Here is a 14,235-nt window from a genome sequence, read left to right as displayed (position 1 = left end):
ACCGCCTCCGAATCTTTGCTTCAAGAAGAAAAACTAACATCCCTTCGAATGCAAGGCCTCCGAACTGGTCAAAATGGACATAATGTCTGCTGGAGAAGGCTCCCCATCAAACAGCAGGTACCTTTAAGCGATAAGTTTTTCTTCACTGTCGGAAGGAGGCCTTTCCAGAGCCGACTGGAGATAGTGGAGAAAAACTCATGATTTGTATTTCTCCTTTTAATCTACTATAATAAGTTTCATCAGCAGCCTAAAATATCCCCTGTATAGAAGGAGTATAAGATAATTATGAAGCGAAACATTCGTTTAAAAATAGAATATGACGGCACCCGGTATCAGGGCTGGCAGAAGCTTGGAAAAAGTTCAGGTTCCAATACGATCCAGGAAAAGCTCGAATCAGTGCTGGAAAAAATGTCCGGGGAGCCTGTGCAGGTTATAGGTTCCGGGCGGACAGATGCCGGTGTTCATGCCTATGGACAAATAGCCAACTTTCATACGGACTGCAGCCTTTCCTGCCACGAAATCAAACAATACCTTATGAAATATCTGCCGTCTGATATTGGGATTCTCATGGCCGATGAAGTTTCTGAGCGTTTTCACAGCCGTCTCAACGCCAAAGAAAAAACCTATCAGTACCGCATTGCCAATCCCGGGATATCCAATGTATTTGAAAGAAAATACTTATGGCATATTTCTGAATCCCTGGACATTGAACAGATGAGAAAAGCCGCTGCTTTGTGTATCGGAACCCATGATTTCAAAGGATTTTCCTCCATCAAAAAGACAAAGAAATCAACCGTGCGGACATTGTCCTCTATAGTGATCGAAAAGGATTTAAAAGAAATCCGCATCACCTTCACCGGCAATGGATTTTTATACAATATGGTACGTATTCTGACCGGTACACTGGCAGAAATAGGAGCAGGATCCCGGAAACCAGAATCAATTCTGGAAGTCTTTCAGTCAAAAAACAGGAAAGACGCCGGCGTCACTGCTCCGCCTCAAGGTCTGTTTCTTATGGATGTAGAATATTAAAAGTTTTTAGTAATGGATAAATACCGGATCACCGCTTTCCACAAGCTTATAGATAGCCGCTGCATCGGAAAGCTGCAGATTAACACAGCCGTGGGAACCTGTCACCTTATATCGGCTCGGCGACCACTGGCCCCAGTCACTGCGCTTACTCCAGTGGTATCCGGTTCCTGTCCACATAATTCTGACCCAGTATTTTGTATCAACGCTGTAATCTGCACCGACCAATGTTTTTGTCAGGCGTTTTTCTTTCACATAGTAAGTCCCAGTCCTCGTAATTCTGTCAGCCGTAGGCTTGCCTGTAATACAGTTGGCAGAAAATACTCTCTTGCCGTTTTTATAAACAAAGACTTCCTGGGCGGACAGATCCACTTCGCTGTAGTTTTTATGATCCCAGTCGTTCTGAGGATTCTTATAATCCTTCCTGTATGCTTTATTAAAATAAATTGGCTTCAGCCTTGTAGTCATAGCTTCCCGGTTCTTCTCTGAAGGATTCTTTTTATAGCCGCTGATCTGACTGTCTTCTGGTGCTTTTTTCAGCAGTTTCATAACTCTGCTGATCTCTTTGTCATAGTCAATCCGCCATCCGTAATCACCGCCTGAAACTTTTATTTTCTTTCCTGAGTGCGTCTTAAAGGTTCTGGCAATGCCGACTGTCTTATACTTCAGACAGAACTTCTCCACCCAGTCTGATACTGCGGTTTTGTCCAGCTTAACTGTGCGTTTCTTTGTACTGATCTTAATGCAGCCTTTCAATACTTCAGGAGATATGGTCTCTGTTGTATTGTTTCCCATATCCCACGTAATCCAATGCAGTAAGTACTGATTATATTTCTCCTGCATCTTTGTAAGTTCAGGGTCCTCTTTTCTAAGTCCCGGTTCTTTATAGATTCCGGGATATGCCTTTTTGTCTGTCAGATCCATCTCTGGGCTGAGACTTTCCACAGCTTCCGACAGCTGTTTTAAGAACTTCTCCTGGTCCAAAATGTTTCCTTCAACCTCTTCTTTTAAAACACCGTACTTTTCTTTCTCAGAATATACGATAGATGCATCCTGCGGTTTCACCAGCCTGTAGCTGCCATTTCCGGTCACAAGAACAGATCTCTTTGCGAGACGGTCCAGTGATTTTTGTGAGTAGGTGACTGTATCTTTCAGATCACCCTGAACCTTATCCGTAAAAGAAAAAATAACGCTTTTTTTATGCTGGTTTTTATATAACTCTTTTATAGAATTTTGAGACTGTATTTTTAAACCAACATCCTTTCCTGTAACCGTAAAACTTCCGTTATCTCTCCCTTTGATTATAATTTTATAACGGTTTACGGTATCCTTCATTTTGTTTAAAGATTCTTCGTAGGTCATACCGGATACTTTCATTCCATTGATGCTGCTTCCGGGATACCACCGGTCTTTGTAATATATATGTACTGCGATCAGTGATGCGGTCAATGCTGCTGCCACGGCACCGATGATATAGAGGTATTTTCGTTTTATTTTTTTCATATAGTTCTCCCGTTCTTATATTATAGCCAATTATCAAGCCTGTGTTCAGCCTGACATGTATAAGGATAACCAACATTTTATTTAGTGTCAACCATAGGGGTTCTCTTTAAAAAAATTGTAACATCACGTTGATCTCTATTTAATTTTTGACATTTAACGGTAATTAAAAGATGAATCCTTTTTTACGATTAGGGAGATAATAATGAGGTATCAAAATTGAAAGGAGCCTTATTATGAAAGTAAACGGAAAAAACGAATGTATTGAATGTACAATCAACAACTGTGCCTATCATGCAGGCAGCGCAGATTACTGCACATTAGATTCCATCAAAGTCGGAACACATGAACCAAATCCGACAACAAAAGAATGTACTGATTGTGAATCTTTCGCTAACAAATCCGGATGCTAATATTGTGACATCCGCCAACTCATTTTCTTTATTCCTTTAAATCGGGAAGCAGCAGAAGTTAATTTTTTAATTTCTGCTGCTTCTATCTTTTTTTAGTTGAGATTTCCTTATAAACAGTACAGAAAAACTGCGGCGGCTTTCATTTTCAAAACCGCCGCTGAAGATGAAACAGATAGAAAGCTGTTTACAATTCATTGATTGTTTCTGTTACTGATATGTTCCGGATCCGTTTTGCCGGAGCCCAGACCGCGGCAGCCGCAGCTGCAAATACAAGTATGAGTATAATCAGCAAAGGAACAACGGGAACACTCCAGACAGCATATTGAAAATGAGACGTAATCAAGATGCCGTATAACCACCTGCTGATCAGCAGACCGGCCGCACAGCCGGCAATACAGCCGGAAATTGCATAGGTAAACGCTTCTGCAGCTATCATTTTCATAATCTGGTGTTCATCCATGCCAACCGCCCGCATTGCCCCATATTGCTTGATCCTTGCAGAGACGCTCATGGAAATGCTGTTTATAATATTCAATACCGTTACTAAAGTAATGATAGCCAGGAAAATATATACACAAGATACAAACGCTATATATGTTCCTGTGGTTCGTTGATCCCGCCTGTCCTTAAATACATAGTTTTTGTCTAATAATGCATTGATCGCGGTTACATCTTTATCTGTTATGTTATTTGCTGTCTGTATCATGATAAGTGAATAGTCGGTTATGCCGGTAATGCGGGAGAAAGTTTGGCCGGAAGTAATGAGTGTAATTTTCCCATTTGTGAGGCCATTACTGCTGAATGGGTCGTGCTTCAGCAACCCCGCTATTTCAAGTTCTTCATTGTCTATTTTTATTTTACTGCCAATCTGTAAAGGACTGTCCTTGTCCCAAGTAGCAAGTACATACCTGCTGTTTTTATACACCTTGGACAGTTCACTGCCTCTTTTCAGCATATGATCTTTTTTCAGACAGTCTAAGTCAAAATCATCATAAGAAATAATATCTACATCCCTAGAAAGCTGCTGCTGATCTTTTAATTCTGCAGGAACTTGAAAACAGCTTCTGCGTCCGAAAACACATTTTACGCCCTTCATACCGCTGATTTTGTCAAGCATCTCAGGATTGATTGAATTTGAACCGTCACGGCTTGAGATATCAATATCCGAAGTGCTGGAGGACTGAGGCATAAGACAGCCAACAAAATCAATCAGCACCGAAAAGCTCAAAAAAAGAATAATGCTGAGGGCGAAGGAACCTATCATAAGAATAAAGTTCTTTTTTGCTGATACTGCGTGATGAATGCCAAGTGTGGTTTCAATTCTGAAGACCTGATGCTTTACTGCACGGCGGCTGTTGTCCGTATTCTCTGCATTTCCCGATGCTGCCGTAACAGGGGATACCTTTGCTGCCCGTTTTGCCGGAGATCTTGCGGCAAGCAAAACGGTAACAAGACCTACGATAACTCCGCTGATGATGCCTATTCCGCTGATGCCAAAAAGGGGAATATGGGAGAATTCTTCGCCGACGCGGAAACGTAAAACAGCACACAATACCCATGTGACAGCAATTCCAAGTACAATCCCTGTGGGAACCGCAGTTTTACACCAATTAAGTGCTTCCAGCCGCACAAAGCGTTTAATTTGCTGTTTGCTCATTCCAATACAGCGCATCATTCCAAAAAACTTTGTCCTTTGTGCGACATTGCTGTTGATGCTGCTTGAAACCATCAGAACTCCCGCGGTCAGTATCATTACAAACAATACTACAGCAATCAGATAAATGGATTGTCCCATGGCACTATTTGTCACATCCTGAAGCGAAAGATTATTATGTTTATCTAATAGTCTTGATTGTTCCATCCGGATGCCCATCTCTGCCATGCTGAAAACTGCCGTCACCAAAAATACAGCAAAGATAATACATAAAAGGGTCATACGGTTCTGGCGTTTATGTACTCTGGAAGAAATCGGAATAAGGCTTAGATAGCTTTTCATTCACGACACCTCCCAAAGTCGGTCAGTACACCGTCTGACACCTGCAGAACTCTGTCTGCAGTCTGCGCAATACTCCGGCTGTGTGTAATCATAATGATAGTCTGCTCGTACTTCTTTGACGCCTCTTTTAGAAGCGCGATGACTTCGCTGCTGTTCTGCATATCCAGATTGCCTGTAGGCTCATCTGCAAGGATAAGGGCCGGCCTGGTAATCAATGCCCGTCCGATTGCGATACGCTGCTGTTGTCCGCCGGACAGCTGACTTGGTAAATGACTGCGGCGTTCCCTCAAGTTAAGCACCGTAAGCAGTTCTTCTAAATACTTTTGGTCGGGCTTCTGGTAGTCCAGCAGTACAGGGAATATGATATTCTGCTCAACGGTCAGTTCTGGTATCAGATTAAAGCTCTGAAAAATAAATCCAATATTCCTCCTCCGGAATACCGTCAAGTGTCTGTCATCCATCGCAAAAATATCTTTTCCGTCAATCAAAACTTTCCCAGAAGTAGGGGTATCAAGTGCACCGATCATATTTAAAAGTGTACTCTTTCCAGATCCGGATTCACCGACAACCGCCACAAACTCGCCTTTTGGTACTGAGAACTTAGCATTCTTTAATGCATGTACAGCAGTTTCTCCGCTGCCGTAGGTTTTAGAAATTGATTTTACTTCCAATAAATTATTCACAGGATCATCACCTCTTTCTTATGTTGATACTGAAAGGGTATCATACCAGCCTTACTGTCAGATGACACAAAGCCTACAATTTTGTAGGAATTAAAAAAGTGATTGTAAAAACAGTTCCGATACCTAATTCACTGTCAACCTCGATCGTCCCGTTATGTGCCTCAATGATCAACTTCGCAAGCGGCAGGCCAAGCCCGATCCCCTGTGTATCCTTAGAGAAACGGCTGCGGTAAAATCTTTTGAAAATATGGTGCAGATCTTCCTTATGGATACCGCTTCCGTTATCCTTAATGATGATTTGTACCATGGAGGCAAATTGTTTCCATTCCACACTGATTGTATTTCCTGCCGCGGTATGGTCAAACGCATTTTTTACTATATTGCTGATTGCCTCGCTCAGCCAGCTGCGGTCACAGGATAACACAACATTATCATCCCCGGACAGGCATAAGAGCTTTTCTTCCTGTTTCGCTCGATAAATAAAATGCTGTTTGATACTGTCCATCATTTCAGACATATTTTCTGTCTTCTTCTCCAGAATCATAGTTCCAGCGTCAAGTTTCGTTATTTTCAAAAGATTTTGTACCAGCGTTTCAATTCTGTCAAGTTCCTGCTCGGAAAGGTCAGTAAATTCCTTGATTGCAGAGAGCCCGCCGGCTTCTTCCTGCATGATGCCGTTATAGATATTAAGAGCGGCAAGAGGTGTTTTCAGTTGATGGGAAATATCCGATATGGTGTCCTTCAAAAACTTCTTGGCTTTTTCTTCATTCTCTGCATGTGCGTTCAGAATGGAAACTAAGGAGTTTACTTCATGGAACAATCTGTACAGCTGGCCCTCGTCGTAACATTCAATCCGGGCATTTTGATTGCCGGAAATATAATCTTTAATCTGCATGACAGCATGTTCCATAATTTCATTTTGCTCATGAAAGTACCTGTATAGGAGCAGCAGGATCAAAAGGCTCATACACAGAGAACATATTCCAATGCATACTGCGGCATTTTTAAGCCTCAAGCCTGCAAGCGCAGCAGAAAGCAGGGTAAACACTGTGAAAATGAACAGCACCCTGCAGAACAATGATTTCGTTTTCCTGTTTACCAATATCTTCATCTTCCACTCCGATCAGCCGTATTCCACTTATATCCCATTCGGCGCACTGTTATGATCTTTTCCGGCTTGCCCGGATCATCCTCAATTTTTGTACGCAGCCTGCGGATATACACAGTGAGTGTATTGCTGTCAATATAATTTTCATCACAATCCCACAGCCTGCTTAAGATCTGTTCCGGCGAAAGGACAATATCGGGATTTTCCATAAACAGACACAGCAGCTTATATTCATTGGCGGTAAGGTCAAGCAGTTCCTCATTTTTAGAAACTTCCTGCTTTAACAGCTGTACTTTAATACCATTCGATTTTAATTCGGTATCTGCCTGATTAAAATTATCACTTCTGCGCAGAAGGGCGTTTACTCTGGATAAAAAGACCGCCAGCTTAAATGGCTTTGTTATGTAATCATCGCCGCCCAGATCCAGCCCCATTATAATGTCCGTCTCTTCATCAGCCGCAGTAAGAAACATAATCGGCACCTTTGAAGTTTTACGGATTTCCCTGCACAAATCATAGCCGGAACCATCCGGAAGCGACACGTCCAGAATCACTAAATCATACGCTGTGTTCATCCATAATCTTTTCGCTTCAAGGCTTGTACGGGCAATGTCTATTTCATATCCCTGCTTTTTCATGGCAAAAGATAAACCACTGATTAAACTCAAATCATCTTCGACAAAGAAAATACGTTTCATTTATTACCACCGTCCTCTATTTTCTGCAGATATGCGGGTATCCTCTAATAACTTTTCTGCCTGTCACAGGCCCCTTCAATTATATACGCTCAGCCGGACAAACTCAAGAAACAGCATATGGACCGCCTTTAAAAACCCGGAATATCAAAACGGTCCGCAGAATTCATTCTGCGAACCGTTTTATCTACAGTCTGAGCTGGTGTAAAATACGGCTTTATTCTTGTTCCGTTGGCTCAGCGGTTTCTTCAATCTTGCTGTCAGTGTCAGGTTCCGTCTCCTTTTGCACTCCCACAGAGGCAACTTTGCCCCCGATCACTCCTGCCAATAAGGACTTAATATCAATTCCCATGGACTTCTGCAGTCCCTGATCTACCTGAGTCACTGATTTTACAATATCTTCTGTTAATTTTGCTGAATTGCCTTCTCCATACATCACGATAGAATCTACCTTAGATAAAGGTTCTGCCACACTCTTTGCAACTTCAGGATAAGCTTTGAAGTACATTTCAAGAATTGCTGCCTCTCCCATTTTGGCCATAGCTTCTGCTTTCTTCTCGATACCTGCCGCTTCTGCCAATGCTTTTGCCTGAATCGCTGTCGCTTCTGCTTCACCCTTTGCACGTACACCGGCGGCTTCCTGCTCTGCCTGGAATCTTGCAGCCTGGGCTGTAGCCTTTAATGCATCGGCTTCCTGTGCCGCCTCATAGGCTTTTGCTTCCGCATCTTTTTTACGTTCATAAAGTTCTGCTTCCGCATCCTGCTCCCTTGCAAAGCGGTCAGCCTCCGCTTTTTTACGGACTTCGGCATCCAATGCCTTTTCTCTGACCTCAACTTCTTTTGTCTTTAATTCAACTTCCCGCTCCTGCTTGGCGATATTTGCATTGGCGTTGGCAATTTCCAGCTGTTTTCTCTGCTCCTGTTCCTCAATTTTATAGATTGCATCTGCTTCTGCTTTCTTTAAATCCGCTTCTTTCTTAAGCTCTGCCTTACGGATTTCCAGCTGGTTATTTTTAATTGCAATCTCTGTTTCTGAGGCAACCCTCGCATCATTAGCTTCTTTATCTGCCTGTGCCTGTGCAACTGCAACTTCTTTTTCAGATTCCGCCCTGGCGATTGCCGCAGACTTTTTAATCTTTGATATATTGTCGATACCAAGATTTTCGATAACCTCATTGTCATCTACAAAATTCTGCACATTGAAACTGATAATTTCAAGGCCCATAGCCCCCAGATCCGGAACTGCATTATCTTTTACCTTCTCTGCAAATTTCTGGCGGTCAGAAACCATCTCCTTAAGCTCCATCTGCCCGATGATTTCCCTCATGTTACCTTCCAGCACTTCCCGGGCAGTCATGCCGATAATATCAATTCCGCAGTTTAAGAAGTTTTGTGATGCTTTTTCCAGCATCTCCTGTGAACTTCCGATTTTAATATTGACAGCAGAATCTACATTGATATTAATATAATCTGCTGTGGGAACCGGGCTGGATGTTTTGACATCCACAGAGACAAGCCTTAAACTCAATTCATCTTTCTTTTCAAAAAATGGAATTTTAATTCCTGCCTTACCAATAAGAAACCTCGGTTTCTTTCTCATTCCTGAAATGATCAGAGCTGTGTCAGGAGATGCTTTTACATAACCAGTCAAAAATATAATGACAACAACAGCTATGATCACCGCAATGATGATAAAAGGTATTAAATCCGACACATCAAATAATAAATCATCCATATGTATTCTCCTTTCCAGACTCTTTCAACATGAACAAACGCATATTCTCTCCTCCTTAGTAAAAGTTTTGGAACTTCCTAATTGAGTGAGTTTTATCTCAAGGATAAAAAACAGAGACACACATCTGAGGGCGTCTCTGTTAATCTGTAATGTATAATTGCCGATGATCTGATGGCACAATGATAAGCCATAACCCGCAGGCTATACCGCAATTAGAACAATATCATAAATGCCGGCATCATAATAAAATAATACAGCCAATCCTAATTAATAAAACACTCTCTCATGTAGCAATTATACACTATACACAGGAAGAATTCAACAGATAAGTGTGTCTCATCCTGCCCAAATCACCTCCTGAAACATTCTGTTTTCAAAATCAGAGTATTTGATTTGGCCTTTTATCCATCCTGTCTTTTTATTAGACATTCTGATCTTTAAAAAGTGATGTTTGCCTTTTACATAGGACTTTATAAACTGTACTTTCTGTCCTTTCTTTAAAACTGTAAAAGAGGAACTGATCTTTGCCGTCCGGTAAACTTTGATATTTTTCTTTGCTGTTGCAGTGCTGCTGTTTAGTGACGTATAAACTTTTCCCGCAGAACTTGTACGCTTCAGGGTTCCTTTTTTATATTTATATTGATATTCATAGGAAGACGGGCCAATCGTCCAGGACATCAGATCAAACCTTGCAGTCACTGTATTGCCTTTTACTTTGACTACCGATCCGCCGGGATGAGTCCCATATGTGCCATATTTGCTTCCAAACAGTGTCTGAAAATTTATCACCTTTTTCAGCTTTTTAGACTTATAGCGAAACAGCGCATTGACAGGGCCGTCTCCATTGTCTGCCCAGCTGTTTAGATACAAAAACGGCTTTTTATTCTTTAAGGTATAGATTTTAGCAGTGATGCCATAGCTGTATCCCTTTTTTGAATAAACCTTCCTGCCGTTTACATAAACTGCCGTCTTCATCTTAATTGATGGGTTATTCTTGTGGCTGGTTAATTTTATTAATATTTTATCCTTTTTCTTATCTCCGGTAATGTCATATTTCTTGTAGGTTTTCCCAGGTTTTAATGTTACCTCTTTTGGATTTTTTGCCGAAACGTCCACCGGAGAGAACAAAAATAAGCCAAATGCCATAAGTGCGATTGTCAGTAAAGTGCGTAAACTGAATCTTTTCATTTCATCACCATCCCTTTCCTGTTTATATTATACTTTAATTAGAAGAATAAGGAAACATGCAATGTTTGTATTTATTCAAAATACTCACAAACCCCGCGGAGACAAAGCTCATCGCACTTTGTCTCCGCGGGGTTTTATCATTGGTACTGTTACATAGCCAGTTTAAATATTTCTACAATATCCTGTGTATATAATTGGCGCACCCATCCGATACTTCCGTCTTCATGGACAACGCGCACACGTTTTGCCATGCGCTCCATGACTTCTTCATCCAGGTCTTCTACTCCCGGAACCTCACTCAACTTTGTAGGAACTCCAAGGCTCTGGAAGAACAATTCTAAACGGTCAATCGCTTCCAGCACAGTCCTTTCCGGATCACTGTAGTCCATTGTAACGCCCATAACACGGGTTGCCCATTTTATAAACTTATCCATGTTGTCTTTATACACATATTTCATCCATGCAGGTGTGATAACTGCCAGCCCTGCTCCGTGGGTAACACTCTGGTATTCACCGGACAACTCATGCTCAATAAAGTGAGAAGCCCAATCTCCGGTTCTTCCCATTCCGGTCAGGCCGTTGTGTGATAAAGAGGATGCCACCATAATGCTGGCTCTCGCTTCATAATTCTTTGGATCTTTTACAAGGATGCGGCCGCAGTCCATACATGTATGGAAAATAGCCTCACATAAATAATCAGTCAAAATATCATTTTCTTTTTCCGGTGTAAAATATCTTTCAAAAGAATGAGACATGATATCAATAATTCCGCATGCTGTCTGGAATGGCGGCAGCGTCATTGTAAGCTCGGGATTTTCAATGGCAAATTTTGCACGGTTAATATCATTGTCACAAAAACGCTTCAGATTCTCGTCCGCTTTGGTAATAACGCAGCTGTTTGACGCTTCACTTCCTGTGGCAGCAATTGTAAGAATGACTCCAAGCGGTGTACTCTTCGTCGGAATATCATGCGGAACTCCATCTTCTTCAATAAAGAAATCCCATACATCACCTTCATAAGGAAGACCCATAGCGATAGCCTTTGTTGAATCTATTACACTTCCTCCGCCGATAGCAAGCAGAAAATCCACGCCTTCTTTTTTACAAAGTTCGATCCCCTCATAAACTTTTGATAAATGAGGATTTGGAACGACTCCCCCTAATTCTACGACTTTTAATCCGTCTTCTTTTAACATGCTGATCACTTGATCGACAAAGCCATTCTGTTTTACAAACCCGCTGTCATGGTGCACTAATACGGTAGTTCCGCCGTATTCTTTAATCCATTTTCCTGTTTCTTTTTCAGCTTCTCTTCCTACAACCAATCTGGTAGGGCTTAAAAATGTAAAATTGTTCATAAAAATTCCTCTTTTCTTTGTATTCTTATTCCATGTTTGCGTGACGTGCAAATAATTCCTTATCTCCCTGATTTGTGATTCTCATTAAATCCATGACAATGGCATCATATGTAATCCATGTCAGTTCCTCAAAGGATGATCCTGAAGACTGGACACTTCCTTTTCCTTTGCCTGCACATTTCTCTGTCACGCCCGGAATGCGGATTGCTGCGTCTGCCATGGAACCAATCTTATTTTCCGGAAACATGGTAATTGTAGCTACCTTTGCTCCCTGTGCTTTTGCGGTTTTTGCATTGGAAACCAGGCTGGCTGTATTGCCTGATCCTGAACCCAGGATCAGCAGGTCCCCTTCCTGAATACTTGGCGTCGTAGGTTCTCCTACAAAATATACCTGGAACCCCAAATGCATTAAACGGTTGGAAAATCCTCTGGCTGCAAAGCCGGAACGGCCTGCTCCTCCCACAAAAATCCGTTTCGCATTCATTATTAAGTCTTCTACCTTCAACACATCTTCGTTCTGGATCTCTTTTGCATTTTCCATCAATTCATTTAAAATGGAAAAAACATTTTTACACTCACTCATGTTCTCTTTTCCTCCTGAATTATAATAAGGCATCTTGAATTGCTTTTGCTTCAGCAACCGGGTCGTCAGCATGTCCGATGGCGGATCCTACGATGACGATATCCGGTTTTAATGCCACATATTTTGCAATCGTTTTGCTGTTGATTCCTCCCGCAACGGCAATCTGAGATTTCTTTGCATTTGCTGTCATGACTTCTAAGTCCTGAATCGGCTCTCTTCCTGCTGCCTGCTGATCGGCTCCGGTATGTACTGCAAGAATATCTACTCCGATTTCCTCCATCTTTGTGATTCTTGACGGAAGATCTTCTACACAGATCATATCTACCACCAGCTTTCTGTCATAAGCTCTGGCAGCTTTTAAAGCCCCCTCTATTGTCAGATTGTCGGAAACTCCAAGGATTGTGGCATACGCTGCCCCTGCTTCATAGGCATAACTTGCCTCCAGGTAACCACCGTCCATAATCTTTAAATCTGCAAGGATCTCTTTTTCCGGAAAGAAACGGTGGAATTCACGCACCCCCCGCATTCCCTCGTCCATGACAAACGGTGTCCCCACTTCAATAATGTCCACATGTTCTGCGACTTTATCCGCAAAACGCAGGGCGTCCACAAGATTCATTTCATCTAATGCCAGCTGTAATTTCATTTTCTATTCCTCCTGAATTTAGTTGGATTTTTTGGCTTGATATTCATTGTAATCTTTTAAGATTTCATCATAGATCCGGCTTCCTGCCTCAATTCCGGTATAATGTGTAATTGCTTTTTCAATTCCGTTTTCATCCACATATGCCTTAATCTCTGCAGCCTGCTCGTCTCCCTCAATGTCATATAAAAATGCTGCTGCAATCCCTTTTATAATCAGATCATTGGCAAGCCCGTATTTCTCACACTCTATTGCAGACTTCACCATACGGTCTTCCGGATCCAGCTTTCGGATCGGTGCCTTGGCAATCCGCTCGATCGTATCTTTTACGCCCGGAGTAGACCAGCGTCCGATCGTGGCGTCGATATAATCCACCATTTCATCATGAGCAAATCCGTGCTTTTTCTCGATAAAAGCAGCTGCCTGCAGCATAATGTCTCTTGTAAGCTTGGTATTCTCCGGCACCATAAAGTAGTCCTGGATAATATCGTATCCCATCAGACGGGCAATGTAGGCTGACATAGTATGCCCTCCGTTGACAACACAGAGCTTTCTCTCCAGATACTTATCAAGGTTGCCTGTATATTCAGCGCCTTTGATCGGCTCTGCATCCGGATCGACTAATTTATTCTTTTCTATCACAAGTTCAAAAGTATTTCCTACATCAATACCATCTCTTCCGTCGCGGTCAGCTGCAAATACCATACGGTCCACTGCCGTGCTTGGGATCGCCGCTATCTTCTCCAATTCCTCTTCTGTAAGAATTCCTGTCTTTAACAGTTCGTCCTTTAACATCACTCCGCAGTAAAATGCGTTCTCACAAGGGATCACGTTGACCTTGTCTTTTCCCGCATCCAGTCTCGCTTTTAATCCGGCAGCCAGATTATTTGCGATCTTTGGGAAGTTGTCGGCAATCACTGCTGTTGTCACCAGATCTGCATCCACAACAGCCTGGGAAACTTCCTCCGGCTGTGTAATTGGAGATAGCGCAGATACCTTGTCAATTTCTTTTCGTCTGTAATCTTCCTGAATCACATACAGATAATAATTATGGTACTGGTTCATCTCCGCATTCAGCTTTTCATTGACATCCACAAACGTAATCTCATATCCGGTATTATGCAATAAATCCGCGATAAATCCTCTGCCGATCTTACCTGCTCCAAAATGTACTGCTTTCATAAATAATCTCCTATTCTACAATCTAATGTGTTAGCGGCTGTTTTTGTTTATGGTTAAATTATAGAAAACTCACTGCGCAAAATCTACTTGTTCCAGTTCTGGATTTTTCAAATTTATTTTGA

At 42.0% G+C, this 14,235-nt stretch carries 14 protein-coding genes; 3 read left to right on the top strand and 11 right to left on the bottom strand.

The features are described from left to right. Nucleotides 1-201 (top strand): hypothetical protein (locus KH180_RS07025; protein ID WP_290758346.1); only part of this gene is annotated, 201 nt, incomplete at its 5' end. Between the two features lie 84 nt (nucleotides 202-285). Then, the gene (truA, locus tag KH180_RS07020; RefSeq protein WP_290758343.1) at nucleotides 286-1,032 is read left to right on the top strand and encodes a tRNA pseudouridine(38-40) synthase TruA; all 747 of its coding nucleotides are present in this window, start codon (nucleotides 286-288) and stop codon (nucleotides 1,030-1,032) included. 6 nt (nucleotides 1,033-1,038) lie between these two features. Here truA and KH180_RS07015 read toward each other — a convergent pair whose 3' ends face one another. Then, nucleotides 1,039-2,532, bottom strand: coding sequence for a L,D-transpeptidase family protein (locus KH180_RS07015; protein WP_290758340.1), 1,494 nt, complete (start codon nucleotides 2,530-2,532; stop codon nucleotides 1,039-1,041). 233 nt (nucleotides 2,533-2,765) lie between these two features. Here KH180_RS07015 and KH180_RS07010 point away from each other — a divergent pair, with 233 nt between their 5' ends. Further along, nucleotides 2,766-2,942, top strand: a complete 177-nt coding sequence (locus KH180_RS07010; protein ID WP_290758338.1) for a DUF1540 domain-containing protein — start codon at nucleotides 2,766-2,768, stop codon at nucleotides 2,940-2,942. 184 nt (nucleotides 2,943-3,126) lie between these two features. Here KH180_RS07010 and KH180_RS07005 read toward each other — a convergent pair whose 3' ends face one another. The 10 genes from KH180_RS07005 to KH180_RS06960 all read right to left on the bottom strand — a co-directional run bounded on the left by KH180_RS07005 (nucleotide 3,127) and on the right by KH180_RS06960 (nucleotide 14,113). Next, entirely contained in the window at nucleotides 3,127-4,938 is a 1,812-nt protein-coding gene (locus KH180_RS07005) for an ABC transporter permease (protein ID WP_290758336.1), read from the bottom strand. Further along, nucleotides 4,935-5,621: an ABC transporter ATP-binding protein gene (locus tag KH180_RS07000; protein ID WP_290758333.1), complete on the bottom strand. Its 687-nt coding sequence runs from the start codon at nucleotides 5,619-5,621 to the stop codon at nucleotides 4,935-4,937. The genes KH180_RS07005 and KH180_RS07000 overlap by 4 nt, the downstream gene beginning before the upstream one ends. Before the next feature lie 73 nt (nucleotides 5,622-5,694). After that, nucleotides 5,695-6,732 carry a sensor histidine kinase gene (locus tag KH180_RS06995; protein ID WP_290758331.1) on the bottom strand — a complete coding sequence of 346 codons (1,038 nt, stop codon included), beginning with the start codon at nucleotides 6,730-6,732 and terminating at the stop codon, nucleotides 5,695-5,697. Beyond that, nucleotides 6,729-7,427 (bottom strand): response regulator transcription factor, encoded by a 699-nt coding sequence (locus KH180_RS06990; RefSeq protein WP_290758329.1) that lies wholly within the window; start codon nucleotides 7,425-7,427, stop codon nucleotides 6,729-6,731. The genes KH180_RS06995 and KH180_RS06990 overlap by 4 nt, the downstream gene beginning before the upstream one ends. 214 nt (nucleotides 7,428-7,641) lie before the next feature. Then, on the bottom strand, nucleotides 7,642-9,159 hold the full coding sequence (locus KH180_RS06985) for a flotillin family protein (RefSeq protein ID WP_290758328.1): 1,518 nt from the start codon (nucleotides 9,157-9,159) through the stop codon (nucleotides 7,642-7,644). A gap of 336 nt (nucleotides 9,160-9,495) precedes the next feature. Beyond that, nucleotides 9,496-10,347, bottom strand: coding sequence for a hypothetical protein (locus KH180_RS06980; protein WP_290758325.1), 852 nt, complete (start codon nucleotides 10,345-10,347; stop codon nucleotides 9,496-9,498). A gap of 149 nt (nucleotides 10,348-10,496) precedes the next feature. Beyond that, nucleotides 10,497-11,705 (bottom strand): iron-containing alcohol dehydrogenase, encoded by a 1,209-nt coding sequence (locus KH180_RS06975; protein ID WP_290758322.1) that lies wholly within the window; start codon nucleotides 11,703-11,705, stop codon nucleotides 10,497-10,499. 25 nt (nucleotides 11,706-11,730) lie between these two features. Then, nucleotides 11,731-12,288 carry a 6-phospho-3-hexuloisomerase gene (gene hxlB / locus KH180_RS06970; RefSeq protein ID WP_290758319.1) on the bottom strand — a complete coding sequence of 186 codons (558 nt, stop codon included), beginning with the start codon at nucleotides 12,286-12,288 and terminating at the stop codon, nucleotides 11,731-11,733. Nucleotides 12,289-12,307: 19 nt separating this feature from the next. Continuing rightward, nucleotides 12,308-12,934 (bottom strand): 3-hexulose-6-phosphate synthase, encoded by a 627-nt coding sequence (gene hxlA, locus KH180_RS06965; RefSeq protein WP_290758317.1) that lies wholly within the window; start codon nucleotides 12,932-12,934, stop codon nucleotides 12,308-12,310. A gap of 18 nt (nucleotides 12,935-12,952) precedes the next feature. Beyond that, nucleotides 12,953-14,113 carry a 3-hydroxyacyl-CoA dehydrogenase NAD-binding domain-containing protein gene (locus KH180_RS06960; RefSeq protein ID WP_290758315.1) on the bottom strand — a complete coding sequence of 387 codons (1,161 nt, stop codon included), beginning with the start codon at nucleotides 14,111-14,113 and terminating at the stop codon, nucleotides 12,953-12,955. Nucleotides 14,114-14,235 lie beyond the last annotated feature (122 nt).

The sequence above is a fragment of the Anaerostipes sp. genome (assembly GCF_018381315.1).
Lineage (GTDB): Bacteria > Bacillota > Clostridia > Lachnospirales > Lachnospiraceae > Anaerostipes.
The sequence above is the reverse complement of the archived record's forward strand: the minus strand, read 5'-3'. Positions and strand labels throughout refer to the sequence as shown.

Coding starts and splice junctions, on each gene's coding strand:
- KH180_RS06975 (WP_290758322.1), bottom strand. CDS start 11,705: ATGAACAATTTTACATTTTTAAGCCCTACCAGATTGGTTGTAGGAAGA.
- hxlB (WP_290758319.1), bottom strand. CDS start 12,288: ATGAGTGAGTGTAAAAATGTTTTTTCCATTTTAAATGAATTGATGGAA.
- KH180_RS06995 (WP_290758331.1), bottom strand. CDS start 6,732: ATGAAGATATTGGTAAACAGGAAAACGAAATCATTGTTCTGCAGGGTG.
- KH180_RS07015 (WP_290758340.1), bottom strand. CDS start 2,532: ATGAAAAAAATAAAACGAAAATACCTCTATATCATCGGTGCCGTGGCA.
- KH180_RS06980 (WP_290758325.1), bottom strand. CDS start 10,347: ATGAAAAGATTCAGTTTACGCACTTTACTGACAATCGCACTTATGGCA.
- KH180_RS07010 (WP_290758338.1), top strand. CDS start 2,766: ATGAAAGTAAACGGAAAAAACGAATGTATTGAATGTACAATCAACAAC.
- KH180_RS07005 (WP_290758336.1), bottom strand. CDS start 4,938: ATGAAAAGCTATCTAAGCCTTATTCCGATTTCTTCCAGAGTACATAAA.
- KH180_RS06985 (WP_290758328.1), bottom strand. CDS start 9,159: ATGGATGATTTATTATTTGATGTGTCGGATTTAATACCTTTTATCATC.
- KH180_RS06960 (WP_290758315.1), bottom strand. CDS start 14,113: ATGAAAGCAGTACATTTTGGAGCAGGTAAGATCGGCAGAGGATTTATC.
- hxlA (WP_290758317.1), bottom strand. CDS start 12,934: ATGAAATTACAGCTGGCATTAGATGAAATGAATCTTGTGGACGCCCTG.
- truA (WP_290758343.1), top strand. CDS start 286: ATGAAGCGAAACATTCGTTTAAAAATAGAATATGACGGCACCCGGTAT.
- KH180_RS06990 (WP_290758329.1), bottom strand. CDS start 7,427: ATGAAACGTATTTTCTTTGTCGAAGATGATTTGAGTTTAATCAGTGGT.